The sequence below is a fragment of the Alicyclobacillus fodiniaquatilis genome, from assembly GCF_042678105.1.
Lineage (GTDB): Bacteria > Bacillota > Bacilli > Alicyclobacillales > Alicyclobacillaceae > Alicyclobacillus > Alicyclobacillus fodiniaquatilis.
Genome location: NZ_JBHUCX010000028.1, coordinates 1 through 23,718, shown reverse-complemented (window position 1 = coordinate 23,718; position 23,718 = coordinate 1). Strand labels below are relative to the sequence as shown.

Sequence of the window (23,718 nt, the reverse complement as noted above, 5' to 3'; positions counted from 1 at the left end):
ATGAAATGCACTCGTCGAACCTGTCCATGACCGAATGCCAATAAAAGTTTCGAGAGGTTGTGGCTTGATGGTTCAGTGCAAGATAAAGATTTCCTTACGGGGGTGTTGACCCCTCCCATTGCATATCGGGTCTATAGCTTCATTTATCACCAAAATTCCAATTCTACACCGTACTGTTTTAGTTCAAGTTTTCTTGCAACAGCTTGGGACGAGAGATTATTCCATGCAGTGCTATATAGAGCAGTACGCCCCTGATTTTGTATCTCAGCTGCCCATGCCGTTGTGACGTCTAACGCGTACGATTTTCCTCGAAAATCCTTGGCGGTTTTTAGGCTCGCTTCAGCACCAAAAGTCTGTACTGAACTGCAACAAAGTGACACTGCAACTCGATCACGAACGACTGCGAAGACAGGCCCAACATCGACGTCTTCGAACCAGTCCGAAAAATATTGTTTCAAAAGTTCGATATTTTCATGAGTGATTCGGACTGCCTCGGTATGTTTACCCCGTACGTCGTGGAACACGTACGTAGGTCCTGCATAAACTCGCTCAACTGGTCTTTCCTTATTTAAAACCTGAATGATTTCAACCATGTTTACCTTATTTGGAGTATCTAACCACGGGGATTTCTGGACAACATGCTTTAACTCATTTGCAATATCCTCATTGAGGTTTTGATGATATCTTTCGACGATGCCTTGTCTTGTGGTTCCGATAAAGATCCGAGGACCGGTTATCAATCGACCAGCTTCATCCTGTTTGAATCTGACACCAGCATGAGTTTCCATGAGTTCATAATTGGAAAGCATAAAAAACCTCCATATTCGTTGTCACAACCCTGCACGATTACGTGTGACTGTCGATATTATTAGGTAGTTACCGCTACCTTGATTTGAACCCTTCCTGAAAATGTGTATGATTTGGAATCGGCTAACTGAGTACTGTGTTGTGACTCTCCCGTACTCTACTCCCCTTATGAATCAAAATAAGCCACGAGACAGAGGCTGTCGCGTGGCTGAATTCAGGCACGAAAAAGCCCCAGGCTTGTATCCGTTGCCCAGGGCTGTCCAATCAGAACTCACTAAAAACTAAGTGAATCAATCTCCCGATAAGACGAGCGAGGACAACAACATGAATACGTCGCAACCACGATTCTCATTTTTCATACTTCCTCACTCCCCTTCATGTAAGCGTGTGACAATACTACACCACATGAATGAATTCTACAAGGGCTTTATGGAGCTCGCTCACGCAACCAGTAAAACATCATTCATCCTCCAAACGTCTGTTTCTGATATGCAATGACATCAGCAAGGAGAACCAGCCTAACGCGCTGAATCTCCTTGAAAACTGGCAGCTATATTCCCTGCGCTAATCCGAGCATTGTTCAGGACCATGACCATTTTCTCCTTGGGATGTTGGGCTGCCTTCGCCTTGAATAGTCTGGTTTCCAAAGTCTCTGGGTCGACTCTCGGATTCATCGTATTCAACGCTTTCTATGGTAATATTAAAATCACAGAAAGTTCCGTGATATAATGCTGATTCCTTTTATGACTTTTATCGCCGTCTATATAGGTCACTTTTAGCGGAAAGGGAAAATCAAATGGACATTCAACTACACCATGACTTCTCACTGGCAAACTTGGATGAATTGCAGCAAATTTATCTATCCGTGGGTTGGAAGCGACGTGACATAGGAATCATCCGCAAAATCTTAGCAGCCAGCACGCATGTGACCATCGCGATGGACGGCCAGCGGATGGTAGGGTTTGGCCGGGCCATTTCTGATGGGGTTTTCAATGCGGCGATTTATGATGTCGTCGTCCATCCGGATTACCAACGCCATGGCATCGGCAAACGCATCGTAGAGGATTTACTCCATCGTTTGCGTGACATTTCGTGCGTCCACCTGATAGCGACCACGGGGAACGAGCATTTTTATCGCGGGGTTGGCTTTAAGAAGGTAAAGACAGCGATGGCCAGATATTTGAGTCCAGCGTTGGATAGCGAATATCTTGAATAATGGCGCTACTTTCGCGAACCCAGACAGGTAAATGCAGCAAGGTTTGCGAATACATAAACTGGATAGTACGGCAGCATGGCGAGGTGGGTTTTCAAATTGAGATTTTTGATGAGCGCAAACCAAATGAGCGAGAATCTGCGGAGTGGGGCGCCGCATATGAACTCGGAGATAAAGCGCGTAAGGAGATCAGGGGCCACCCGTTGGAATTTTACATCGATAAAACATCACTGCCGTGCGGAACAGAACCTTGGCGGAGCTTAGAGAACGCCAGGATGAATGGCTGATGATTGAACGTTCATGGTCCGGTAACCCTTCGAACAATTATTTCATCTGGTTTCATGTCTTTGAAGATGAAATCAATCATCGAGGGCAAATTCGGATATTGAGAAAGCGGTTGCCTAAGTAACAACGCGTTCTAAGCTGTGGAGAAGTGTTCAGCGTATGTCGTTAAAAGGTATTGTTTGGTTGTTAAAATAGGTGTGAGAAAGTGTGTATGTTGCAATGATGTTGGCAGTAGAACATTCCATTCCGTCTGCTAGTGGCATTCTTCGAGAAATTCTGCCACTGTATGGACTCGAACAACTTGATTTAAATTGTCGTCTCATCAAGCATGGATCAAATGATACCTTTTTGTTGTATAACGATGCGACGAAGTTTATTTTTCGCATCTATCGTCATCAGTGGAGGACGGAGCATGATGTCCGCAACGAAATCGAATATATTCTCCACTTGCATGCCAAAGGATTAAAGGTTGCATTGCCGCTTCCCACCCTTTGCGGGGAACGGCTCCTTCATTTGCAATTTCCCGAAGGTACGCGTCAGGCCGTCATGTTTTCATATGCGTCCGGTTTGCCTCTGAAAGGGGATGAATTTGCTGATTTTGGCGCAACGTGTGCAAAACTTCATCTAGCGAGTGCGGATTTTTCGAGTGCACATTCGCGCTTTCCGCTCGACGCCGAGCATTTGCTTGTTGAACCGTTGCATTACATACGTCCATTTTTGACTGAGCGGCCGGATGACTGGCAGTGGTTGCAGCGGATTGCGCAGGAATTTCGAGATAGACTGGCATCTCCGGAACATGCGGGACTTGAATGGGGGATGTGCCATGGGGATCTCCACCCTGGTAATATGCACAGCGACGGCGGCGAACTGGTATTCTTCGACTTTGATTGCGGCGGGCCTAGTTGGAGAGCGTACGACCTGGCCGTGTATCTAAGCATATTGGCTAACGACGGCGGCGATGAAAAAAGCATTCAACCCTGGCGTACTTTTATCACCGGGTATCAAACAGTCAAGCCGCTTCGCGACATTGACCTCAAGGCGATTCCACTTTTCGTTGTGGTCAGACAAATTTGGCTTATGGGCTATCACACCCATGGTTCACGGACGTGGGGAAGTGACTGGCTTCACGACGACTATTTTGACGAGCATATCTCCTTCTTGAAGAGATGGATTGAAGAACACGAATTGCTCGGATAAAGGTGAACAATTGTGTACGCCGTGATGATGGCTTCAAAGTATTTCTACACCATCCGATGAAGGTTGGTGGAAAGTTTTTGGATATCTTGAGTGAAGATCCTGTAAATTGAGATTGATATAAGAAAGGTCGTGGCGTGTGGCGCATTTCTTGGAGACAGTTGAAGCCGTGCTCTCCTCGTGGAAAATGATGCGGCGGCCAATCGTTGGCGCGTTCATCCACGGATCAGTCGCCCAACGAGGAACTTGCGCACCAGGCAGTGATATTGATTTATCCATCATCACGCCGCAGGCGCCAGACCCAGCGTGGTTTGAAGAACGGGATGTTGCAGGGCACATCGTCGAGATTTATCCTCTCGGGTTACCGCAATTGGCGGATGAGGAGTCCATTTTGTCATCACCCGCATTGCCGTTCAATCTCTGTCAGGGCATCATCGTGTTCGATCCCGACCATAGCATTCAGCATATTCGCGAGCAAATCCGACCGCAGTTATGCCAGAAAACATACCTTTTGCGGCGGGCCGAACATTGCTACAAAGCGGCATCCACGAGTTATGCCGATGCCCGAGCGGCATTGGAGAAGAACGACGGAATATCCGCTGCGCAGTTTGGCATCACTGTCGGTTTGTGGAATGCCATTGGCCTCGCCTGCGCCATCGAGTGCAGATGTCCAACGATGAGACGGGGCTTTGTGCACATATGGCATGCAGCAGAAACCTGGAACCGTCCAGATGTCATCGTGCTTGCGCAGCGCGCACTCGGTTCGGCGGGGGTGACAGGAAATGACTTGTGCGGGTTAGCGGAAATTGCGGGCGTGATCAAGGCGCGCAATCGGGCGGGCATCCTCGCCATGGTGGAGAATGGGGAAGTAGAGCAAGCGGCATTTCCACTGCTTTGTGGCGCCATTTGGGCGCCGGAACGTGAAGAGAATTGGGAGGCGAGGCAACAAATTCTTCGCTTTTTTGGTTATCATCAACGCGAAACTTTGCAGGAAAGGCTAGAGGCGGCGGAGTTGCTGACGGAGTTGTTGTGGGGTATTGGACAGTCGTTGCACGCGTGAGGGGGTAAGCGTGACATGCCAGGCGTACGGGTTTTCGTCATGGATGACTTACAGCGGGTGTTGCTTGTAAAAAGCAACTATGAAAAACGTCCAGTGTGCGATGAATTTTGGGTTGCGCCTGGAGGGGGCATTGAGTTTGGCGAGTTTTCCATCGACGCCGGAATACGAGAGGTCAAAGAGGAAACCGGAATTCAGACTGTGATCACACATTTGCTGTGGGTGGTCGAGGAAAAGATGCCAGATGGCGCGATGAATTATGCGCACTATTTTCTGGGCAGAGCAGTCGGAGGTATGCTCAAAGTTGGCTCAGATCCAGAGTTGCCGGCGGATGAACAGGTGTTGCTGGATGCCGCGTTCTTTACCCATGACGAGGTTTTATCTTTGCCGCGAGTTTATCCTGAAGTTCTGCGTGATGAGTTTTGGGATGTCTTGAACGAACTGCCGCGCTATGAGTTCTATCGAACCAGACCAGCCCCAGGGTTCGGCATTCGCAGAGTCCTGCGTTGAGGCGAATGCTCCGAACCTAGATGGAGTGGAGGGTGCGAATGAATATCGATATCAGAACAATCAAACCAGCGGATTACAAAAAGGCGCACGCATTTCAGTGCGAGTATTTGGACGCAGAGGATTTTCGCGACTTTGTACATCGGGTTGAAGCAAATCCCGATTTGTACTTTGTTGCCAGCGACGGTGACGAACTGGTCGGCGTATGTTATGGACATCCATCTAAGAAAGGGCAGTCGACCATCAACTTGCAGGGGATCGCCGTGAATCTCGATGTGACCAAACGTTATGCCAGAGTGGGCATTGGCTCCAACATGATGCAAGTCTTTGAGGGTGCTGTCAAAAGAAAAGGGTATAGCAAAATTGGTGTTGGGGCTGCTGATGATCCGAAAGTAGAGCATTTCTACCTGAAAAACGGATTCAAACCCCGTGAATTGGTCGCAAAAGGTCGTGGATACGTGGAGTTAGCTAGGGTTCAAATCGACAATTTTACAGACGGGAAAATATTGCAACAGGCGCTGCGCCAAAAGTACGATGCGCTAGAGGTCATCTTCATATTCGAGAAGTCTGTTGTGTGATGGATGTTCGAGCGTGATCGAAAAGAAGATGTCTGAATAGAACGGGGGAAGTCTAGTGAACAAGGTTGAGATGTTGCTCCACTGTGAGCGCAAAATAGACGCACAATCGGTTCGCAATTTATACGATCACGTCGGATGGTGGCCACAACGAACGTTAGCCGACATCAACGTGGTTCTGAATTCAGGAGATGCTGCAATCGGCGTTTGGGCAGATGGACGACTTGTGGGATTTGCGCGCGTGGTGTCAGACGGCAAGTTTCGTGCTTTCATTGAGGATGTCGTGGTTCATGAGGACTTTCGCCATCGTGGGATTGCATCAAAAATGTCATCTAAACTGGCAGATGAACTTTCACATATCGAAACAATCACGTTGTTTTGTGGAGCAGAACTGGTGCCTTTATATCAAAGCCGGGGTTTTAAAGGTACCAGACAGGTGGTCATGCATCGAAAGGGAGCACAAAAAGGGTAAAGAGAAATCGGTTCGTGAACACGAGTGCGATCACGCCCTAACAACTCACTTGCTTCCGAATGGTTTGCTGCCCATCATGAGACAACAACCATTCTATATATGGCTTCTGAACCTTCATCTGTTCTGTTAACTCTTGCGTTGGATTCGCCGTAAAGGAAGCCGTGCATAGAAAAAATACACAGGCCCTCGCAACGGCGAATGGCAACAGATGCTTTTCAACAGGGGAGATTGCGCCATAGCCACGCATGAAATCCCTGCCAATCTCCGCGCAATCTGATCTGTTTCGAAGCGACCATATGAAGTAGGCGATATCGTGGATGCGCTCTCCTCGTTGGAGGCCATCAAAATCAAGGATATGCTCGACTTGATTGTGCGCGTTGAATATCACGTTCCACGCATGCCAATCGGCATGAATCACGGTCTTTACGCATTCATTCGCTTTTGCTTCCCATTGTTCCATCACTAATTGATGTAGCGCTTCGACTTCTCTCACAAGGCGTGGGTCGTGTAACCCATCCTGTTGCTGTTCGCGCAGAATGTCCATCTCTTCTAGCAAGATGGCATTGGACGGGTAGTTTGACCAATAGGGGATTGGAACGGCTTCCTCATCTGATAAAGCGTCATGAAACCGCCGCAACATTTTTCCAAGTGCATCTGCTTGTTGTTGCGTGTATTGAAATGGACTTCCCGTGATAAAGCGGGTGACTTGGACAAAACGGTTGTGCAGGGTGAGAAAAGTTTCGCCTCGCTTTGTCCGTAAAGGTGTGAGCGCAGGAACGTTGTTTTGCAAAAGCTTTGCCAGCAAAAGCGCTTGGGCATCCATATGATTCTTTCGACTGAGACCCGAATGAACTCGGAAGACATAATCACCTGTTGTGGTGGTGACCTGCACGTTCACATTGAACAGACCGCCCAGTTCTCCGGGCACAGCCAGCACATGGCCAATCTGATATTCAGCACACATACTGTTCAGCTCATCTTCAGTGGGTACGTATCGCTGCATTGGGTTCTCATCCAAAATGGAAAAGCTCACATGTCATTCCTCCGTAGATGAAAAAAAGACAACATGTCACATCCATCACACCGGCTTCTGCCACCCTGCCTGATAGGAAATCACCATGCTGATTTCACACATGGACTCGCCCAAATTTCGATATACATGCGTGATGTTCGCGGCAAAGGACAGCGCATCCCCAGGGTGCAATGTGTAGGTGTCACTGCCGATCTCGATGGTCAAACATCCGTGAAAAACCGTGATGTTCTCTAGGACGCCGAATCCATGTGACTCCGCATCACGTCGGCAACCGGGGTGCAGCCGAACACGAAACATCTCGAACGGAATTCCTTGCGCACAGTATGTGCTGTAGACTTCAAAACGCTCATTGTCCTCCACCACTCGGGTCTGTTCGTCTGCGCGCAACAGCTCGAGTGTTGGATTTTCGACGATCAGCGCTGTAAATGGGATTTGAAGTCCAGACGCAATCTTCCAAAGGGTGGCAACCGTTGGATTGGATACGCCGCGCTCGATTTGCCCCAGCATTGGCTTACTGACGCCTGTCACCTCGGCGAGCGCATCCAGGGATAGCTGACGCTGCTGCCGATAGTGGCGCAGACGGTGGCCAATCTGTGCAGACAACATTTCTTTCTCCATCTTGAACCTCCGGTTCGGATGTTATATCATACATCCGATATATTTTAACATACAGGAGGCGCTCCAATGCATGTTTCAGGCTATTCTCCCGTCAGCGTATCACAAGATGTATCCGGGCAAAAGGGATTCGGCCGCGCGCTGATGGATGCCTTTCCACTTTCCTTGAGCGTCTTTGCTTATGGGACGGCTTATGGCGCGTTGGCGCATAGCACCAACCATCTTTCTTTCATACAGACCATCGCCATGTCAGCCTTTGTGTTTGCTGGGGCCTCCCAATTCTCGATTTTGTCCTTGCTTCACCAGAACGCGCTCTTGTGGGTGATTGTCGGTAGCGTGTTTCTCATCAATGCAAGACAAATCTTATATGGCCTGACACTAGGGCAATCGCTAAAACACATGCGCAGTTGGCACCTTGCTTGGCTGGCGCACGGGATGACAGATGAAAGCTATAGCGTGACCATGGTTGAGGCGGGAAAGCGCCAAGTGCGCGTCGCCTATTTCGCAGGGGCTGGTACCGCGATATTTGGCCCGTGGCTGATCAGTTCTGCAGTCGGATTTGGACTTGGTGGCCTGATTGGCGATCCCGCTCGATTTGGCCTCGATTTTGCTTATATCGGCGCATTTCTCGGTCTCTTGATCTCACAGTTGAAACATCGGCGCCAAGTTGTCGCGGCGCTCATCGCTGCACTGGTCGCAACAATCGTTTACCATTTCTTCGGTACATCTGGTGCGGTGCTTGCCGGAGCAGTTGCAGCATTTTTCGTGGGGGTGTATGCAAAATGAATGGGATTGCTTACTTCGTCGCCATCCTTCTTGCCGCGTTGGCGACTTATCTGACGCGTTTTCCATCACTGCTGTTGGGGCGTTCTCTCTCGCTTTCGCCACGGATTGAACGGGGGCTACGCTACATTCCAATTGGTGTGTTTGCCGCATTGGTCGCACCTTCTATTTTGTTGCATGGGGCTGTGCACGGGCATTTGGATTACGCATTTTACGGCGCGAGCGTCGTAGCGCTTGTCACCGCCTGGCTGACTAAAAATCCGCTGTGGACCATGATGGCGGGCGTCATCGTCATCGCAGGGTTGCGCATGCTCTAACTGTATGGATGAGTTGTCTTTCTCGCGATATCGTCCTTGTCTTGCTTGATGAGGACAGCATCATGTCGGCACAGCATCCCCGGACTGTGTATGACTGGTCACCTTCCCTTTTGCGGAGACCGTATATATCCATTTGTGTTGGCGCTTGCCGTTCTGCCAAACCTCGATAAAAGTGATTTTTATATTGGCGCCGGACGGATCCGCTATACTTTCAACAGTGACGGGAATGGCCTTGCCCTGCTTAGACTGCACGGATGCCGAACGTTTGATTTCGCGTCGATTGATCCCTGGAAGGGCAGGAAAGATACTTGTAGGATGACCGCCCCACTTTGATTCTTTCGCGTCCGTGATTGCCTTTTGTTCAGATGTGGTAGACGATTCCTCGCGAAATTGGGCTCCCCAGTACTTATCCGCACTCAGCCAGTGGAAGAGTTGCGGCGCTTTTAAGTATGTCACGTGGTTGCCATCGTGATATTCTACGATATTTTTGAGTAGGGCAACTTCGTACCCAGTGCGCTTGTGTGCAATGGAATACGCAGGTTCAACCAGGATGCGATGGCCGGATTCATCATAGAAATACAGTTGTGCTGGACCGATGTAGTCCGCAAATTGAACGTTTTGATTGGTCTTTGGCGGGCGAGCGCTGGTTATGGATGCGGTGGATAACCGTTTCGCGAGATATTGAATGACGCTGGCTGGATCTTTCGGAAAAGTCCAGATTTGCGCTGGTGAATCACCTGCAATCATTGGCGCTTGAATCGAAGTTGGCGCATGAAATGTCGTCTTCTCTGTCACAGTGTGAATGATGCTCTGCGGTGAACCGCAGGCTGTCGCGAGTAACGACGAGAGAACCGTCACAGTGAGTCGCAAGGGTTTCAAATTCAATCACCTCAGGAATACAGACGTTGGCCGCCGCCGATTTGTTACCGATATGGAATGTGATATTAAATCGTGATTGTTGGCAACTCACTCACCGTGACATTTGTAGAGGCGAATGCATGAAAGGGGAGCGCTGTTATGGACTACACGCCATTTATCGAGATCGCAAGAGAGCGGTCATCGCAGGATCCCGCGCATGACTTTGCGCACGTTGCGCGCGTGGTGAAAAATGCGCAACGCATGATGCAAAAGGAGAAGGCGGATGCTGAAGTCGTCATTCCGGCGATTCTTTTGCATGAACTCTTCAACTATCCAAAAGACCATCCAGAATCTCGTCACTCAGGCGACGTTTGCGCCGAGGAAGCTCGCGTGGTGCTTGATAAACTTGACTATCCCCTGTCGAAACGCGACATGGTGTTGGATTGCATTCGATTCCACGCTTTTTCCCGCGGCGTGACTCCTGAGCATCTGGAGGGAAAGATTGTCCAAGACGCCGACCGCTTAGACGCAATCGGCGCCATCGGGATCGCCCGCTTGTTTGCCACCTGTGCAGGCATGAATCGCCCTTTTTACGATGTGGCTGATCCCTTTAGTGAGCACAGGGACTTGAACGATCACGCTTATGGCGTCGATCACTTTTATACCAAGTTATTCAAGCTCGCATCCGGCATGCACACAGAGACAGCTCGAGAAATGGCGGTGGAGAGAACCACGTTTATGCACGAGTACATACAGCAATTGCGTTCTGAAATCCACACTTTTGGCGCGCCATCTATGATGCCTTGATAGAATATTACCTTCATGTTTCCGCTGTAAATGTCACGCATGGCTGTCTAAGGCATCGCAAATGATAAAATATGCCGATATATCCATCATTTTTGTCACATTGTATCTCCACGTTTCGTCTTATAGGTGATGATATGAACTGATAGATGACGACGGACAAGTGGAAGGTGAATTTGGGTGATGAGATTGAAAAAAAGTTTGGCGGCAGGCATGGTGATGAGTGGTTTGCTGCTTGCACAGGGACTGTTGGCGACGCCAGTGATGGCAGCGACGGCGCAAAAAGCTTTGGTCACTCATGTGTATATGGATGGGACCAATGTGTCCAATCCAGCGCACGTGACGGCGGTGGATCCATCGAGCGGTGTGGAGACAAGCTATGTGCCGTTGTATTATTTGACGCAAGCGCTCAAATCTGTCGGCGTGACAACGCAGTGGAACGGTCAGGATCTGACGTTGATTGCGCCGTCCAGTTGGCAGGTGCCGACGGGAGAGGCGCCGCAAACGCGCCAATTGAAGGCCAATGAGATGGCTTTTATCGTGAATGGCACACAGTATCAAGTTGCGCCTAAGTTGGTCAGAAAAGATCCGGCGTCCGGCGTGCAGACCACCTATGTGCCCGTTTACTACATCAATCAATTTTTGCAAAACCACTTCGCTGTGCAAGGGAATTGGGACGGGCAGAATTGGACGCTCAACGAGCAAAGCGTGTTGACGCCAAGCAGTGTTGTCAATCAGGTGATGCAAGCGACGACAGAAGTTGGGGACAGTCAGGAAAATTTCGCCATGCCGTCCAAGCAGGTCGTTGTCTCTGACGGAAACGGCGGTTATCTGACGGCGGTCGTCGGCACGCGCAATCCGACGGCTGACGGCTATGGACAGTTGGTCTTTTTCTTCCACAACAATCAATTCATTGGTTTGAACGCCACCACGGAAGCGGCGCAGATCAATTCGGTAAAACCGAACGCCAAGCATGGTTTTGTGGTGACCTATGCCAACTACGCCAAAGATGATCCGATGGTCGCGCCGAGTTTGCCGCCGCAGTCTGTGACATATACTTGGAATGGTCAGCAGATGTCGCCTTCTGCAGCTTTGGCCGCAGGTGTGACCAACGGCATCGAGGTGCAGGCACCCGCTGCGGATGGGCAGTGACCACGCGGGCATGCACTTAGCAACTAGCGGAATCGTTTGAAACAAGGGTCGATCCGGCAGCGGATCGACCCTTGTTCATTTTCACAGCTTGCGTCATCATGTGATGCGGATTTGCTCGATCCCCTGGCGGTGCGCGTTGCGGCGAAAGGCAGATGGGGAGGCGTGTACCCATTTGCGAAATGCTTTGGCAAAGTAGTTGCCATTTTGAAACCCGGTCTGGCGGGCGATTTCATCGATGGTCAGCTTGGTTTCAACCAGCAGTTTGGCCGCGCTGCGGATGCGCCGTTTGATGAGATACTGGGTCGGTGATTCACCGACATGTTCGCGAAACAGCCGAATGATGTGAAACTTGGAAACCCCGGCTGTGTTGGCGATTTCCGGCAACCCGATGGGGGCAGACAGTTCCTGCTCGATAAATTGCAGTGCGCGGCGCACCGTGTACGGCAAGTGTTCGTCACCAGGCAGCTCGTAGAGTACACGGTACAATTCCATCAACAGCTCATACGCCTTCGCTGAATTGTGAAAGGCGTCACTGGTGTTGTTCGTCAGCGCTTGTTTGCAAAGCGCTTCTATTTTGCGGACAACAGGATGGTTTGCATCAAAGTGGACGAGTCGGCCCAGGCCAGTGACGATGTGGGACCACCACGGCAGGCATTCCCTAGATAGGGAGACAAAACGCAGTTCCCAGTGGTCGCTGTTCGCGGGTAAGCGGTAGTGAAACGGACCAGGCACCTCAATCAGGAATGCCCGTCCCGCCGGCACCGAATGCCACACACCTTCAATTTCGATCTCGCCCATCCCCGAGACGGTATATTGCAATATGCAGTGGGCATCTTCACGCGTTTCACACGGCCAGTCGTAGTTGTCCGTGACCGTCCGCAGTTCGTGCCCCACTGTCAGTATGGTGGGCAGCCCCTGTGCGCCTTCCATCATCGTGTGATAGCCAACCACCATATGATTGCCTTTTGTGCTTTCCATGCAGGTTCCTCTCCTGTGCGTCACAGCAAGATATGTCACAATTTTACCATGACATACAGCGAATCATAGATAAAATCAAGAAATCCAAGTGGACAAGCCGGTCAATTTTTTACCTATGATGAACGCCTTTTTACCCTTGAACCGCATCCGTGTCACGGGTTAATGTCACGGTATAAGTGAATTTATATGATAGTTTAGTGGGAGTGAATACAGTTGAAAATTACGTTTTTGGGTGCAGGCAGCACCGTTTTTGCGCGAAATGTGCTCGGTGATTGTATGACCGTGCCGAGTCTGCAATCGTTCGAGTTTGCTTTGTACGATATCAATGAACAGCGGCTGCAGGAGTCGCACAGCATGCTTTCCAATCTTAAAACCAGTCTGAAGAGCACCGTGACCATTCGTGCGTATCAAGATCTCAAAGAGGCGCTCTCCGGCGCAAAATACGTTGTCAACGCCATTCAGGTCGGTGGATATGATCCCTGCACCATCACCGATTTTGAAATCCCCAAAAAATACGGGCTGCGCCAGACGATTGCCGACACCATTGGCATTGGCGGCATTTTCCGCGCGCTGCGCACGATTCCGGTGATGCGCGAGTTTGCGGCGGCGATTCGCGAAGTTTGCCCGGATGCTTGGTTTCTCAATTACACCAACCCAATGGCTGTTCTGACCTCCACTATGAACCGCGAAGGCATCAAAACGGTCGGCCTTTGTCACAGTGTGCAAGCTTGTGTGCCGCACCTGTTCAAGAGTTTGGACATGGATGATACGGGTGTGCAGTGGAAAATTGCGGGCATCAACCACATGGCTTGGTTGCTCGAAGTCACGCGTGACGGGCAAGATCTCTATCCAGAAATCAAAAAACGGGCAAAAGAGAAGCAAAAGACAAAGCATCACGACATGGTCCGCTTTGAGATTATGAACCGCTTCGGCTACTATGTGACCGAATCCTCGGAGCACAACGCAGAATATATGCCATACTTTATCAAATCGACCCATCCTGAATTGATTGACCAGTTGAACATCCCGCTGGACGAATACCCACGCCGCTGTGTCAACCAGATTGAAGGCTGGGAAAAAATGCGCGACGAGGTCGTGAACAATGTCAACATCACGCACGAGCGCACACACGAATACGCGTCCTATATCATCGATGCAATGGAGACGAATGTCCCCTTTAAAATCGCTGGCAATGTGATGAATACGCAATTGATCACCAATCTACCGAACGAGGCTTGCGTCGAAGTGCCGTGTCTGGTGGACAGATCCGGCATTACGCCATGTCACGTCGGCGCGTTGCCGCCGCAGTTGGCCGCGTTGGATCGCACCAATATCAATACGCAATTGTTGACGTTGGAGGCCGCCTTCACTGGCAAGAAAGAGCACATCTACCACGCCGCGTTCTTAGATCCGCACACGTCCGCGGAACTGACCTTGGATGAAATCGTCTCGCTCTGTGATGATCTCATCGCAGCGCATGGCGATTGGCTGCCGAAGTTTGTCTGATCTTGAGTAAACAGTTGCATTACAAGTAAACGCCAGCAACCCGCCAAGCTGTTTTATCCGGCTTGGTGGGTTGCTTTTGTGTCTATCGTTACATTCGGTTGCTGGTAAAGTGTAGACGCCTCATCATTTATCCATGGCGCAAACAGAACAATTGCGGCAGTGTCCCTTTTAGACTGAGGGTCGCCAGCGCCTCATGTTGAAACCCAGTTGTCGCGATGGCGCGCGCAAGTGTATCGGTTTGATCCGTGATGGCATACACAGCACCGTCATCAGCCAAAATCCGCTTGAACTCTTGCAGCACATCCGCATATAAACCAGACAAGTCGTCATGCGGGAGAATTTGGCGGCCGAAAGGCAGATTCGTGACGATTTTGGTGATGGATTTGGCATCCACTGGCAGGTTCCGTGCATCCCATCGTTGAAATGCCGCTTGGGTGTGCGGGAGAGGAACGTTTTCTCTGGCGGCTGAAATCGCCTCTTCGGAAATATCGCTGCCACATATACGCGCAGCGGGATAATGCATCCGTTCGCAGACGAGGGTGCCCGATCCGCAAAAGGGATCGAGAAAGGAATCGGTCGGTTCAGGGGTTGAACACCACACGAGGGCGTGGGCTACAGTCGGGCGTAAGGCCGCTTTTGTAAACAAGCGCTGTTTGCCGCGAAAGCGAAAATCAGCCGCCGTCATGCGCAGAGAGAAGAGGGCATCTTGTTGGTCAATGTCCAAACGAAACTCCAGTTGATGCTCATCAAGCTGCCCTTTTACCCACCTCGGATGACGACGCAAAATGCCTTCGGCAGCAGAATCTGCGGCGTCGAATCGACTGTATGTCATCTTTCCTTTCTTGCTTGCGTTGACCACAAAAGTAGGGCTGTCAAGCGAGGAAGATACCCATTTTGCAAATGGCAGTAAGTCGATTTTGGCAACGGTGCTGCACAATTGCGCCAAATCTGCTTTATGCGGCCCGACTTTAAAGCGCTCTATCAGCATGTAGATGTTATCGACACTTCTCAGTTGGGTCGTATGGTCAAACGGTGGTTGAGTATTAAACAAAATTCTCCCACGATAGACGCCGACGATGGATGCTTTCGGCAATTTTGTTGTGATTTCGTCGATGGCCACCGATTCAAGCCCTGGCAAAACGGTCGCCAAGAGCGTCTGTTCATGAATAGATGTTGGCAATTTGATTCCTCCAATAATCCGCTGCAACGACAAAAAGAGCTGCAAATGAACATGTCATTTGCAGCTCTCTCCACATCGAATCTGCTGATGGTGACCCGAATATTCCGGCCTTTGCACAGCGCCGATACATCATATTTGGGTCAAAGAGATGACCATGTTCCAAGTGCCAATCGCCTTTTGCCTAAATCAAATAAGTAGGGGTGTTTACCGAATTCATCCGATGGCTTGGCGATTGCATGATTCAGTTCGCGGGAATGAACTTCACCTTCAGGAACACTGCCATTGTCATGTGGAGACCTCTTTTCCATATTGCAGATTCGTTGACATACGAAAACGCTTTTATGCTGTCCATGGTACAGGCGATGGATTGAAAAATCAAGCAAGTGCAAGGGTGGTTGGGTTGCCGTCAATCATTCAAAACTGCGGCAGGTTGTCCAAATTGTTTTCCTTGATTCCGTCCGGTTCGCTTCGTAAAATATCACGCCCGTACTTGTGAAAGACATCGACATGAGATAAGTTGCCTGCTTTCGCTTCGTTCAGCGCAGTCACATAATCCAAATCACGGCCTTTGTCTGTGCGAATGGCGATGATGTCGCCATCGTCATTTTTGCGCACAGCGACGATTTTTTCTTTCCCGTCATCCGCCATCTGTGTCGGTTTGTTTTGGTTCAGGTAATCCGCATATATTTGTTCAAATTTATCAGCCAACGTGATCCCTCCCAAGCTTATCATGTGCAAAACAAAGCATTCTAAGCCTGTTCGTTTGCATTTGAGGGAATTCCCCTCCTCTTTTTTTAATTAATTCCACATATATCGCATGCTTGATGGATAGTCAGTGGAAAAGTTTCGTGATTACATGTATACATTTAGATTGATTAGGTGTATACATGTAATTATAAACCATGCCCAAGAGGTGACGATGTATGTGGATGATGGAAGGTCAAATCGAGGAACAAAAGGAAGAACTACAGAGATTGCATGAAATCGGTGAAATCAATGATCAGCAATTCCAAAAAGCCATTGAAGGGTTAAACAAAGCTCAGAAAATTCGAGATGCGATGCATACACGTAGGTCCAATGTCATAACGGCTCGATTAAGCGACGAAGTGGTTAAATACCTTGACGACCTCGTATCCGCCAATATAGCCCAAAGCCGTTCTGAAGCAGCTTCCATTCTTATTATCGAAGGCATAAAAGGAAAATCTGCACTATTTAATGAAATCAGACAGCATGCCGAAGAAATAGACGATATCCGTAAAAAGATGCAGCTATCAATTGAAGAGAGTGGATTAGGGAAATTTGATTTGTCTTTGTATAATGACAACGACACTGAAGATTAATTGCTCAAGTTTCGTAGGCATTCGTATTATGAGGTCAACCAATTCGGTAGCGGATTGATTGACCTCTTTTAAGTTTTAGAGATTTATTACCAGTAGTAGGTTAGTGGCGTAATCAGATGGAGGTGAATGGGGTTGAAGACTCCTGTTTTATTTATTGACGATGGCGGCGTATTAAGTGATAACCGAGTCCGTGAACCGCAATGGGAAGACGTGTTAGCGGCCTATATTCCAACTGTATTAGATGGAACGACTGAGCAGTGGTCGACGGCAAACAAAAGTGTATTTGGCCGGTATACCGATGAATTCTTAATGGAATTGTGGATCCAGGCTGGCGGTAATTACGAATGTTTTATAGCTAAGGAAAGATATTTTTGGATGAAATCAATGTGCGAAATTGTGGGGATATCTACGCCCACGTTCGAGCGGTGTGTCGAAATTGCTTCAGACGCTAGTAGGTTTGTCTGCCCACGAATTCAAGCGACTATCGAAGGTGCTGCAGAGGCTGTTAAAATGGTATATGAGCAAGGTTTCACGATGCATACGGCATCGGGAGAAGCTTCACGAGATCTAGAAGATTATTTACAGTCCATGGGTATACGGCATTGTTTTGGAACGTTGTATGGTATTGACTTAGTCGGAGCATTAAAGTTGAGCGGTACGTATTATGAGCGATTGTTTGCCCGTGCAGGTGTAGACCCTGCAGATGCGCTAGTCGTTGAAGATAGGGCAAAGGCAGGCATTTGGGCGAGAAATCTGGGTGCGCGAGTCATGATTGTTTCTTCATCGCCTACTGATTTGAACGGGATGGAGCAGATTAGCTCCATTGTTGACCTTCCGGAATTTCTAAGTACGAGTGGTTAAACTGTAGCTTGTGATAACGCACGTAGAGCTTTTAATATATCAGTTCTGATTATTCAGCTATTCGGCAGCAATACCACATATAGTAGCGTATGTATTCGCCTAAATTGGAGGTGCACTTTTGATGCGAAGTTTCTTTATCATAACGGATCTTGAAGGACCAGCGGAAGTAGACAGCTTCAAACAGACGCGACCGGGAGATGGTACGCCTGAACAGATACAGAATGCAAAAGAGCGGCTGGCCAGAGAGGTAAATGCCTGTATCCAGGGAATACGCTACGTTTATCCAGATTGCCGCATTGACGTATGGGATGGTCACGGACCAGGTGGCTTGAACCGTGAAAATTTGGTCGGTGGCAATTACCTTAGAGAAGGTCATCCGTACAAAGAACTGAAGGGATATGATGCACTCTTGTTTGTCGGGCAACATGCGATGGCAGGCACCATTAATGCCCCTTTGTGCCATACCTATTCTTCCAGAACAATCGCCTATTATAAGTTAAACGGCATATTCATTGGAGAATTTGGAGCAAGAGCGCTCTTGGCAGGTTTACAAAACGTACCGACCATTTTTTTATCAGGTGATGATAAAGCGGCGTTGGAGGCGCGTATGTTCATTCCAGAAATTGAAACCGCGATCGTCAAGCATGGGCTTGGCATAGAATCAGCTAGCCATTTAAGTTCGGATAAAGCATGTTCTGTCATTCGTGAAGGCGCTACTCGCGCTGTTAAGAGAATTTCAGAAATTCCACCTTTCTCACAAATTGCTTCACCTTTTGTCTTGGAAATCGGGTATTTGAATCCGTTACAAGAGGGTGAAGGCGCCAAGGGACCTACAGTCGAGCGAATCAACGATAGAACGATTCGCATCTATGGCGATGATCTTAGAGATTTCCCTGTGTAATGGTCTTCGTTCCGGGCGCATTTTTTTGTGGATGCCTCAGATGCCCCGCTCAAAAGGAGAGGATAAGGGATGTTATCACAAGACCAACTAGATGAGTTCGATCACTCCGGTCTTCTAAGGTTACCGGGTGCTGTAGCCGCATCCGAGGCCGGAACGATGCGCGATGGGATCTGGACGTATCTGAAAGACCACCAAGGCATCGAGCGCGAGCGTAAAGGAACCTGGCCGGTCACAACAACGCCACTCAGCGGTTTTCAACCGCTTGTTCGCTCCGGGGTCTTTGACGGGATTGGCAATGCGGTTGTATCCGATGTGATCGACGATTTACTCGGAAGACGTTTATGGCGAAGGGAACGTGGCCGAGTCTTGGTCACATTTCCGCAGCCGGATATTCCCTGGATCATTCCGACCGCTGGCTGGCACATTGATGTCGGTTCATCGCACCCAAGGGCGGTTCAACTCTTTGTCCTGTTGGACGACCTAGACCACCAGGGCGGAGGTACGCTCGTCCTTACCGGCTCTCACCACCTCGTTAACCAGTACGTGGCTAGCACTGGTCTGGCGCCACATCCACGGGCGATAAAGTCAACGCTTGCTTCCACTTATCCGTGGCTGGCGGGATTGCTGGGTAAGCATCCCGAATCTGATGAGTCTGATCGGGTAAGACGGTATATGAAGGAGGGCGAGGTCATCGACGGCGTGGACCTTCGCGTTGTGGAACTGCATGGGTCTGCTGGAGACGCCTTCATCATGAATTCAGACTGCTTCCATACGGGTGTACCCAATAATCGGGAGATACCGAGAATGATGGTGACGACCATGGCAACGCGCATTGAACCACCCAAGAATATTTTGGCGTGATTGGTGAGGGGCGAAACGGGCAGAGCCCCGTCAAGTAAAGGGAGGACGAGATCAGAGGCTAACCTGTGTATTTTATCAGAAGAGCCGTAAACCCCCTTGCTTTAGCTATGGGGATATAAGGCGCTCGCCGTTAGCTATTGCAGATTCCAAACCAGCATCTCGTCCATAGAGGCTGGTTCAAGGAGGGTATCTTGAGTGAAACAAGGGATATTCGTTCAAGAATACGGTGATTTTGAGATTAGGACCACACAACATGCAGAGAAAAATTAAGGGCCGCCCAATGCGTCCAAACATTTCGCGAATCGTTCTGTAATACGGATGCCCTCGGACCAGTTTGAGCCCCCATTCTCCAGGATCCAACATGCCTCAAGGATACCGCGTGCGACACCCCACATGGCGATGCGATGCGGGTCTAAATCCAAATGTTTGGAGATGATGACTATTCGGCGATATAGTAGCGTATCGACATCGCTGCCACGGTCCTCATAATTAAGCAAAAATTGAATTGCGTCAAAGTGCGGATCGCCTACGATTCCCTTCGGGTCGATAACGACCCAGTTCCCTATCCCTTGTCGCAAGATGTTGTCATGGTGCAGATCTCCGTGAAGAAGCACGGGTTCCTTGGTTGTCGAGTTGAGATGTTGTAACGTTTGCATCGCGCGCTTCACCCAATACGTCGGAAGAGGGCCTTGCAAAGCGCCGGATCGATCATAATATCTTTTGATGGCCTTAAAGTGCTCCTTGATGGACGGATATAAATCATGATTGACTGGCGCGCCATGAAGGCGCCGAAAGACGTCCGTGAAAATCTCCGTTGCCAAGTCGTCGTTTTCGATGGTGGATAGCGGTGTGCCCGGCTCCGCGCGTTCTAGCACAAGCGCCCCTAGATTTTCATCCGCTTCGATGACGCGGATCGCTCCATGCGCTGCGTGTGCACGGAGCACACGCAGTTCCTTAGACACTTCTTCCTTCAGCACTGCAAGCTTAAACACGACAGGCGTTTCATCGTTCAACTTTGCCTTCAGAATGAGATTCCAGGAAAGATTCTCAAATGGACCCTCGAAGCGGATACCAAACCGGCGCTGGCATTGGTCCAGAACTTGAGGCAACGCTTGCAACCAGTCTTCACCTGCTTGTCCGTATAACTCTCGTACTCTTGTTTTAAAGTTGTCAGGTACTAACGTCATCCTCATTTATCTCCTGTTCTTAGTACTAGAGAATGTCCAATATCGGGTGTTACGTCGACTTCTTGAACTAAAATGGATCGTAATATTCAAAAAATGATTGACAATTTAACGTCGTATGATAGTTTATCATAATCCGTAGTACCAATTTTTCTCTGGGAGGTCTGTGTATGCAAGAGCAACTGTCCCATACAAACAAGACTGCATGGGAAACAAAGGCGTATCAGGCTTGGATTCATGAATTTGGGACACCAAGTCAGCTAGCCGAGGAACTCAAGCAAAAACTTACACATACTCTACGTTACTGGCTGAAGTACATTGGTGATCCAACAGGCAAACGAGTGCTGAATCTCCTTGGCTCCCACGGCCGTAAAGCTATTTCTTTAGCCCTGATGGGCGCTGATGTAACTGTAGTTGATATATCCGAGGAAAATCGAGCATACGCTACACAGGTAGCAGAAGCCGCAGATGTACAGTTGAATTACATTTGTTCTGATGCCTTAAATATACCCAACGAGGACACATTGGGGCATTTCGATATCGTGTTAATGGAGTTTGGTATCCTTCACTATTTCACAGACCTCAATCCTATTTTTTCTGTAGTTAATCGTAGATTGGGTACAAACGGTCGTTATCTCCTCACCGATTTCCACCCCTTTGCCAAAGCATGGAAAGTCACCAACCTTCTCAAACACCCGACTGGCAACTACTTCGACGATAGCATTCATGAAGGTCCAGTTGCGTTTGCTCAATTGCTCCCGGAAGGGGAACGCTCTGGCTTAAGTCCGACTGCAACACGAAGTTGGACTATAGGGGATATCATTACTTCCATTGCATCTCAAGGGCTGTTCATACGGACATTCGAGGAAATACGAAACGCTCAAGACCCCACATTCCCTGAGTTTTATACGCTAGTTGCTGACAAGGTTGATGTGCAGTTGACCCCATTAAATCCATGAACACTGACAACATCGTTATTAAACTATAGGAGACTTTTTAACGACAGAACCTAAAGAAACACAATGGTATTGTGTTTCCTAAAATAGAGTAAAGACCGAGGATAGGCCCTTCGGTCTTTACATGACTTTTACCTAAAGATATTTTTGCACCAGTTCCACTTCGAACAGTCCACTATCACGAAAGAACTGCTTTAGAAGGTAATTATGAGCTGATCCGAAAATGACCAGAACCCTATCCGTGTTTTCCGTTGCCAAACGCACCACGTTTGAATACACAATTAGATTTCTTTGATACCACCACCGCAGCCAATGAGTTCCCACATATGCCGGATGCTCCCCAAGGAGCGCTGTATGGCGAATATTGGTTTGGTGAGTTAGAAATTCGTATTCTTCGTTATTATGACTACGTATTGCATCCGTTACTGTTCCATCAGACAATATTTCGCTTGCCTGTTGAACCCATTTTTTTTGTTCTTCTAGGATTTCTGCTTGAATTTTCTCAGCTCGTGCAAATCCTTGTTCCATGAATTCCTTATCATCCTGTTCGACTGTCATCCAATCGATGGCATAGATACTCTTATGACCGAGGTCACGAGCTACACGAAAGCCTAGTTGGTATACTTCGTTACCAGGGGAATCTAAAAGACACTTATCATCACCTGTCCACCCATTACCAACAAACTTCTGGTATTCTCGATTGAGATCTTCATTTTGCTCAGCAACTACCTCTACAACTACCTTGGTAGGCTGAAATTTTTTGATGTGCTCTACCAATTCTTCAATTTCCTTCTGACGACGAGGGTGCATTACATCTTCAAGATATCTAAAATGGAATACTCCGAGTACCATTACAGCAGGCATAGCGTCCATACGTATCCTTGTAACCTCCTCTTAAAGCAACCAAACCCCATTCTTTTGTTGACTCTCAAGATCCTTTGATTGGTTGGATTATGAATGTACGAATCAACCGTCCTCCCATGCTCTTCGTATATTCAGCGAATTTCACTTTTATAGCCAAAGTTAAACCTTTGATAGTTGGAATTCACTTCCTTTAAGGATAGTGCTTTAAGAAGGCGATTACATCAGACTACAGACGCATTTTCTTACTAGGAACAGAACATGAAAGAAACACAACTATATTGTGTTTCCTAAGATAGAGCAAAAGACCCAGGAGAAATCTCCTCGGTCTTTGTTTGTCTTTCGATGCTTTTAATTAGGCCAATAACCGGTGTTTCGTCCCCTTTTTGAGTCTCCTCTAGTGCCACGTCTGCTATCGGAATTATCTACGAAGATGAGCCATTTTAGGTACGCTCGTTTAATCCGTTTTTTCGTACTGAAGAACTTTCTTCAAGCCATTTTTGGGTGTATAGGCTAAAGCGCCTAGAGATTTCTAACTGCTTTATAACGGTCGAATAATCCGTATCCGTTACATTCTCAGCCCAGTTCAGTAGTTCCCCCTCATCTGTACCCTTCAGCTGTTGTTTTAGGTCGTTGTACGTTGCTGGAATGGCACCCGTTCGAATCGCCACTAGATTTCTCAAAGCCCACTTAAGCATATATTTGGCGTTCAACTGCTTTAGGAGGCTTATCCTTCTCTCACTCGATTCCCAATGGTAATATTCCCGAGACCGTGCATACAGCCCCATTGTACTTGCGACGTCCGCTAGGTTTTGAGCATATCTCTCCTTTGTTGGCTTAGGAAACGGGTTTGTACCAAAGAGTACAGTGTGATGATCAGACATCATTGCCATTAATTCTGTTGGTGCGGATGCGATTTCGCATAAATCGACAACATTAGCACACCCCATGTTTGTCTCTTGCCAAACCTTTTGTAATGCGTTAGAAGTTTGTTCATCGATTTTGTCGATGATAACCATTAAGTCTACATCACTCTCTGGTGGGTTAGCTTCTCCGCGTGCCCAACTACCACACAAATGAATACTAATCAAACGATCCCTTAGATACTTTTGTAAGGCTTGGATGAAACGGTTGCAGTATTTATCCAGTTCTTCTTGAGTTGTCGGATATGGTGGTTCCCCCTCGACTCGAATACCCATATATATAATCCCCCCTAGCTATAAGGCGCATTAAAGATACAAAAGGTTCGCACCACTTTTGTGCAACATAATATATTCACCTTTTTTAGTACAGCCTGCTAAAGAAACACAAAGCTATTGTCAGGCTGTTGAGAAACCCGGTTGGATTTCAACAGCCTTTTTCTACAGCATCAGTGTTACAGTTCTTGGATCATAAAGGGTATTATTATCGTGTAAGCG

At 48.4% G+C, this 23,718-nt stretch carries 26 protein-coding genes; 16 read left to right on the top strand and 10 right to left on the bottom strand.

The window, feature by feature from the left end; translation table 11 throughout:
- Window positions 1–146 precede the first annotated feature (146 nt).
- Window positions 147–809, bottom strand: coding sequence for a GNAT family N-acetyltransferase (locus tag ACFSB2_RS11040; protein WP_377943101.1), 663 nt, complete (start codon window positions 807–809; stop codon window positions 147–149).
- Window positions 810–1,603: 794 nt separating this feature from the next.
- Here ACFSB2_RS11040 and ACFSB2_RS11035 point away from each other — a divergent pair.
- The 6 genes from ACFSB2_RS11035 to ACFSB2_RS11010 all read left to right on the top strand — a co-directional run bounded on the left by ACFSB2_RS11035 (window position 1,604) and on the right by ACFSB2_RS11010 (window position 6,110).
- Window positions 1,604–2,023 (top strand): GNAT family N-acetyltransferase, encoded by a 420-nt coding sequence (locus tag ACFSB2_RS11035; protein ID WP_377943100.1) that lies wholly within the window; start codon window positions 1,604–1,606, stop codon window positions 2,021–2,023.
- A gap of 489 nt (window positions 2,024–2,512) precedes the next feature.
- Window positions 2,513–3,502: a phosphotransferase enzyme family protein gene (locus ACFSB2_RS11030; RefSeq protein WP_377943099.1), complete on the top strand. Its 990-nt coding sequence runs from the start codon at window positions 2,513–2,515 to the stop codon at window positions 3,500–3,502.
- A 148-nt stretch (window positions 3,503–3,650) separates the two neighbouring features.
- Window positions 3,651–4,559, top strand: a complete 909-nt coding sequence (locus ACFSB2_RS11025; protein WP_377943098.1) for a hypothetical protein — start codon at window positions 3,651–3,653, stop codon at window positions 4,557–4,559.
- A gap of 15 nt (window positions 4,560–4,574) precedes the next feature.
- A complete protein-coding gene (locus ACFSB2_RS11020) occupies window positions 4,575–5,066 on the top strand; it encodes an NUDIX domain-containing protein (RefSeq protein ID WP_377943097.1) in 492 nt (163 codons plus the stop codon).
- Between the two features lie 38 nt (window positions 5,067–5,104).
- Window positions 5,105–5,641, top strand: coding sequence for a GNAT family N-acetyltransferase (locus tag ACFSB2_RS11015; RefSeq protein ID WP_377943096.1), 537 nt, complete (start codon window positions 5,105–5,107; stop codon window positions 5,639–5,641).
- Between the two features lie 70 nt (window positions 5,642–5,711).
- Complete coding sequence (locus tag ACFSB2_RS11010; protein ID WP_377943374.1) at window positions 5,712–6,110, top strand: GNAT family N-acetyltransferase; 399 nt, start codon at window positions 5,712–5,714, stop codon at window positions 6,108–6,110.
- Window positions 6,111–6,147: 37 nt separating this feature from the next.
- On the opposite strand, the gene ACFSB2_RS11005 is transcribed toward ACFSB2_RS11010, so the two are convergent.
- Both ACFSB2_RS11005 and ACFSB2_RS11000 read right to left on the bottom strand, forming a co-directional pair.
- Window positions 6,148–7,143 carry a phosphotransferase enzyme family protein gene (locus tag ACFSB2_RS11005; RefSeq protein ID WP_377943095.1) on the bottom strand — a complete coding sequence of 332 codons (996 nt, stop codon included), beginning with the start codon at window positions 7,141–7,143 and terminating at the stop codon, window positions 6,148–6,150.
- Between the two features lie 45 nt (window positions 7,144–7,188).
- Window positions 7,189–7,761, bottom strand: coding sequence for a helix-turn-helix domain-containing protein (locus tag ACFSB2_RS11000; protein WP_377943094.1), 573 nt, complete (start codon window positions 7,759–7,761; stop codon window positions 7,189–7,191).
- 66 nt (window positions 7,762–7,827) lie between these two features.
- Between ACFSB2_RS11000 and ACFSB2_RS10995 the strand changes: the two genes are divergently transcribed.
- Both ACFSB2_RS10995 and ACFSB2_RS10990 read left to right on the top strand, forming a co-directional pair.
- Window positions 7,828–8,544 carry an AzlC family ABC transporter permease gene (locus tag ACFSB2_RS10995; protein ID WP_377943093.1) on the top strand — a complete coding sequence of 239 codons (717 nt, stop codon included), beginning with the start codon at window positions 7,828–7,830 and terminating at the stop codon, window positions 8,542–8,544.
- On the top strand, window positions 8,541–8,858 hold the full coding sequence (locus tag ACFSB2_RS10990; protein ID WP_377943092.1) for an AzlD domain-containing protein: 318 nt from the start codon (window positions 8,541–8,543) through the stop codon (window positions 8,856–8,858). The genes ACFSB2_RS10995 and ACFSB2_RS10990 overlap by 4 nt, the downstream gene beginning before the upstream one ends.
- Before the next feature lie 60 nt (window positions 8,859–8,918).
- On the opposite strand, the gene ACFSB2_RS10985 is transcribed toward ACFSB2_RS10990, so the two are convergent.
- Window positions 8,919–9,737 (bottom strand): hypothetical protein, encoded by an 819-nt coding sequence (locus ACFSB2_RS10985; RefSeq protein ID WP_377943090.1) that lies wholly within the window; start codon window positions 9,735–9,737, stop codon window positions 8,919–8,921.
- A gap of 138 nt (window positions 9,738–9,875) precedes the next feature.
- Here ACFSB2_RS10985 and ACFSB2_RS10980 point away from each other — a divergent pair, with 138 nt between their 5' ends.
- The gene (locus ACFSB2_RS10980) at window positions 9,876–10,523 is read left to right on the top strand and encodes an HD domain-containing protein (protein ID WP_377943089.1); all 648 of its coding nucleotides are present in this window, start codon (window positions 9,876–9,878) and stop codon (window positions 10,521–10,523) included.
- Window positions 10,524–10,703: 180 nt separating this feature from the next.
- Window positions 10,704–11,672, top strand: a complete 969-nt coding sequence (locus tag ACFSB2_RS10975; protein ID WP_377943088.1) for an LppP/LprE family lipoprotein — start codon at window positions 10,704–10,706, stop codon at window positions 11,670–11,672.
- 96 nt (window positions 11,673–11,768) lie between these two features.
- Here the strand turns inward: ACFSB2_RS10975 and ACFSB2_RS10970 are convergent, their stop codons facing one another.
- The gene (locus ACFSB2_RS10970) at window positions 11,769–12,650 is read right to left on the bottom strand and encodes an AraC family transcriptional regulator (RefSeq protein WP_377943087.1); all 882 of its coding nucleotides are present in this window, start codon (window positions 12,648–12,650) and stop codon (window positions 11,769–11,771) included.
- Between the two features lie 213 nt (window positions 12,651–12,863).
- On the opposite strand from ACFSB2_RS10970, the gene melA reads away from it, so the two are divergent.
- Window positions 12,864–14,156: an alpha-glucosidase/alpha-galactosidase gene (melA, locus tag ACFSB2_RS10965; RefSeq protein WP_377943086.1), complete on the top strand. Its 1,293-nt coding sequence runs from the start codon at window positions 12,864–12,866 to the stop codon at window positions 14,154–14,156.
- Between the two features lie 127 nt (window positions 14,157–14,283).
- On the opposite strand, the gene ACFSB2_RS10960 is transcribed toward melA, so the two are convergent.
- Complete coding sequence (locus ACFSB2_RS10960; protein ID WP_377943085.1) at window positions 14,284–15,336, bottom strand: methyltransferase domain-containing protein; 1,053 nt, start codon at window positions 15,334–15,336, stop codon at window positions 14,284–14,286.
- 414 nt (window positions 15,337–15,750) lie between these two features.
- Entirely contained in the window at window positions 15,751–16,068 is a 318-nt protein-coding gene (locus ACFSB2_RS10955) for a DUF3892 domain-containing protein (protein ID WP_377943373.1), read from the bottom strand.
- A 191-nt stretch (window positions 16,069–16,259) separates the two neighbouring features.
- On the opposite strand from ACFSB2_RS10955, the gene ACFSB2_RS10950 reads away from it, so the two are divergent.
- The 4 genes from ACFSB2_RS10950 to ACFSB2_RS10935 all read left to right on the top strand — a co-directional run bounded on the left by ACFSB2_RS10950 (window position 16,260) and on the right by ACFSB2_RS10935 (window position 19,299).
- Window positions 16,260–16,676, top strand: a complete 417-nt coding sequence (locus ACFSB2_RS10950) for a hypothetical protein (protein WP_377943084.1) — start codon at window positions 16,260–16,262, stop codon at window positions 16,674–16,676.
- A 132-nt stretch (window positions 16,677–16,808) separates the two neighbouring features.
- Complete coding sequence (locus ACFSB2_RS10945) at window positions 16,809–17,537, top strand: HAD family hydrolase (RefSeq protein WP_377943083.1); 729 nt, start codon at window positions 16,809–16,811, stop codon at window positions 17,535–17,537.
- 121 nt (window positions 17,538–17,658) lie between these two features.
- Complete coding sequence (locus tag ACFSB2_RS10940) at window positions 17,659–18,438, top strand: M55 family metallopeptidase (RefSeq protein ID WP_377943372.1); 780 nt, start codon at window positions 17,659–17,661, stop codon at window positions 18,436–18,438.
- Between the two features lie 69 nt (window positions 18,439–18,507).
- Entirely contained in the window at window positions 18,508–19,299 is a 792-nt protein-coding gene (locus tag ACFSB2_RS10935) for a phytanoyl-CoA dioxygenase family protein (RefSeq protein WP_377943082.1), read from the top strand.
- Window positions 19,300–19,565: 266 nt separating this feature from the next.
- On the opposite strand, the gene ACFSB2_RS10930 is transcribed toward ACFSB2_RS10935, so the two are convergent.
- Entirely contained in the window at window positions 19,566–20,486 is a 921-nt protein-coding gene (locus ACFSB2_RS10930) for an aminoglycoside phosphotransferase family protein (RefSeq protein ID WP_377943081.1), read from the bottom strand.
- A gap of 167 nt (window positions 20,487–20,653) precedes the next feature.
- On the opposite strand from ACFSB2_RS10930, the gene ACFSB2_RS10925 reads away from it, so the two are divergent.
- Complete coding sequence (locus ACFSB2_RS10925; RefSeq protein WP_377943080.1) at window positions 20,654–21,442, top strand: class I SAM-dependent methyltransferase; 789 nt, start codon at window positions 20,654–20,656, stop codon at window positions 21,440–21,442.
- A gap of 132 nt (window positions 21,443–21,574) precedes the next feature.
- Here ACFSB2_RS10925 and ACFSB2_RS10920 read toward each other — a convergent pair whose 3' ends face one another.
- Entirely contained in the window at window positions 21,575–22,312 is a 738-nt protein-coding gene (locus tag ACFSB2_RS10920; RefSeq protein WP_377943079.1) for a DUF5694 domain-containing protein, read from the bottom strand.
- A gap of 431 nt (window positions 22,313–22,743) precedes the next feature.
- Window positions 22,744–23,499, bottom strand: a complete 756-nt coding sequence (locus ACFSB2_RS10915; protein WP_377943078.1) for a nucleotidyltransferase domain-containing protein — start codon at window positions 23,497–23,499, stop codon at window positions 22,744–22,746.
- Window positions 23,500–23,718: the final 219 nt, after the last annotated feature.

Coding starts and splice junctions, on each gene's coding strand:
- ACFSB2_RS10990 (WP_377943092.1), top strand. CDS start 8,541: ATGAATGGGATTGCTTACTTCGTCGCCATCCTTCTTGCCGCGTTGGCG.
- ACFSB2_RS10980 (WP_377943089.1), top strand. CDS start 9,876: ATGGACTACACGCCATTTATCGAGATCGCAAGAGAGCGGTCATCGCAG.
- ACFSB2_RS10970 (WP_377943087.1), bottom strand. CDS start 12,650: ATGGAAAGCACAAAAGGCAATCATATGGTGGTTGGCTATCACACGATG.
- ACFSB2_RS11010 (WP_377943374.1), top strand. CDS start 5,712: ATGTTGCTCCACTGTGAGCGCAAAATAGACGCACAATCGGTTCGCAAT.
- ACFSB2_RS11020 (WP_377943097.1), top strand. CDS start 4,575: ATGCCAGGCGTACGGGTTTTCGTCATGGATGACTTACAGCGGGTGTTG.
- ACFSB2_RS10925 (WP_377943080.1), top strand. CDS start 20,654: ATGCAAGAGCAACTGTCCCATACAAACAAGACTGCATGGGAAACAAAG.
- ACFSB2_RS10930 (WP_377943081.1), bottom strand. CDS start 20,486: ATGACGTTAGTACCTGACAACTTTAAAACAAGAGTACGAGAGTTATAC.
- ACFSB2_RS10995 (WP_377943093.1), top strand. CDS start 7,828: ATGCATGTTTCAGGCTATTCTCCCGTCAGCGTATCACAAGATGTATCC.
- ACFSB2_RS10975 (WP_377943088.1), top strand. CDS start 10,704: ATGAGATTGAAAAAAAGTTTGGCGGCAGGCATGGTGATGAGTGGTTTG.
- ACFSB2_RS10920 (WP_377943079.1), bottom strand. CDS start 22,312: ATGGACGCTATGCCTGCTGTAATGGTACTCGGAGTATTCCATTTTAGA.
- ACFSB2_RS10940 (WP_377943372.1), top strand. CDS start 17,659: ATGCGAAGTTTCTTTATCATAACGGATCTTGAAGGACCAGCGGAAGTA.
- ACFSB2_RS10935 (WP_377943082.1), top strand. CDS start 18,508: ATGTTATCACAAGACCAACTAGATGAGTTCGATCACTCCGGTCTTCTA.
- ACFSB2_RS10950 (WP_377943084.1), top strand. CDS start 16,260: ATGTGGATGATGGAAGGTCAAATCGAGGAACAAAAGGAAGAACTACAG.
- ACFSB2_RS10915 (WP_377943078.1), bottom strand. CDS start 23,499: ATGGGTATTCGAGTCGAGGGGGAACCACCATATCCGACAACTCAAGAA.
- ACFSB2_RS11015 (WP_377943096.1), top strand. CDS start 5,105: ATGAATATCGATATCAGAACAATCAAACCAGCGGATTACAAAAAGGCG.
- ACFSB2_RS11000 (WP_377943094.1), bottom strand. CDS start 7,761: ATGGAGAAAGAAATGTTGTCTGCACAGATTGGCCACCGTCTGCGCCAC.
- ACFSB2_RS11035 (WP_377943100.1), top strand. CDS start 1,604: ATGGACATTCAACTACACCATGACTTCTCACTGGCAAACTTGGATGAA.
- ACFSB2_RS10955 (WP_377943373.1), bottom strand. CDS start 16,068: ATGATAAGCTTGGGAGGGATCACGTTGGCTGATAAATTTGAACAAATA.
- ACFSB2_RS11040 (WP_377943101.1), bottom strand. CDS start 809: ATGCTTTCCAATTATGAACTCATGGAAACTCATGCTGGTGTCAGATTC.